Source organism: Microbacterium ginsengisoli (assembly GCF_000956535.1).
Taxonomy (GTDB): domain Bacteria; phylum Actinomycetota; class Actinomycetes; order Actinomycetales; family Microbacteriaceae; genus Microbacterium; species Microbacterium ginsengisoli.
In genome coordinates this window covers 1-1,152 of sequence record NZ_JYIY01000010.1, presented here as the reverse complement: position 1 = coordinate 1,152, position 1,152 = coordinate 1, and the positions used below count along the sequence as shown (strand labels likewise).

The 1,152-nt window shown below is 75.2% G+C and carries 1 protein-coding gene; it reads right to left on the bottom strand.

The features are described from left to right. Window positions 1-47: 47 nt before the first annotated feature. Window positions 48-1,067, bottom strand: a complete 1,020-nt coding sequence (locus RR49_RS00060; RefSeq protein ID WP_045245675.1) for a flavin-containing monooxygenase — start codon at window positions 1,065-1,067, stop codon at window positions 48-50. Between the last annotated feature and the right edge of the window lie 85 nt (window positions 1,068-1,152).

The following is a 1,152-nucleotide window of genomic DNA, read 5'->3' as shown; positions in this document are numbered from 1 at the left end:
CGGTTGGGGGCGTCCGTGCGGGTCCTGGAGGGTCGTCGGGGTGGCGGTCATGGCCGGTCCGCGATGGTGCGGGCGATTACGGCGGCGTCCCGGGACACCCCTGCGAGGGTGTCCGCTCCGGGGCGGCTGTGGGCGGGGATCCCGGCGACGAACAAGCCCGGCAGCCCGGTCATCGCCGGGCGGGACCGGGCTGCGGTCGCCTCGGCGGGGAGCCAGTCGTCGCCGGGGTCGTACCCGGTGGCGAGGATTACCGAGTCCGGGGCGAGGGTGCTGCCATCGGCGAACGTGACCTGCCCGCCGTCCGCGCCGGTCACCGCCGGGGCGACCGCCACACCCGCGTGACGCAGCGCATGGTAGCTGTCGCCGAACACCGGCTGCACGGCGGGTGGGCGACCCAGCCAGGACGAGCCTGCCCGGGCGTGGACGGGGAAGGTACGGGCGGGTCGGTGCGGCCGTCGGGTGCGGACCGCGAGGGTGACCTCGTGGGAGGCGGACAGCTCTCGCGCCAGCTGCACCCCGCTGTTCCCTCCGCCGACGATCAGCACCCGCCCGGTGGGCACCTGCCGGGGGAACTGGTAGTGGGCACTGTGCAGCACCACCCCGGGCACCCGCAGCTGCTGCGCCCACGCAGGGATGCGGGGGTGGGTGGCGGCGCCGGTCGCGCACACCACGTTGCGGGTCTGCACGTCGCCCTCCGCGGTCTGCAGCTGCAGCACCGACCCGTGACCGCGGCGTTCCACCCCGACCACACGCAACCCCCAGAACGGGTCCACCCCCAGGGTGTGCTGCACCTGGTCCAGGTAGTTCGCGATCTCATCGGCCCGGGGATGCTCGTGCGGGTCCAGCGGCAGCGGCCGGAGCGGAAGCGTGCTGTGGCGGGCGTCGGACAGCAGCCGCATCGAATGCCACCGGGACGCCCAACTGCGTTGCCGGTCCGTGGCGGCGTCGACGACCACGAACTCCTGCTGCGGCCGGAACCCCAACCCGATCAGCGCGGCGGCCACCGCGAGCCCGGCCTGCCCGGCCCCGACGATGATCGCCCGCCGATGCGTCAACCCCGACCGCATCACCACCCCCTCCCCGCACAAGAGGGCCGGGGCGGGAACGGACGGAGGATGATCGCGCCGGCGCCGCGGCGGGACGGGGCCGGAC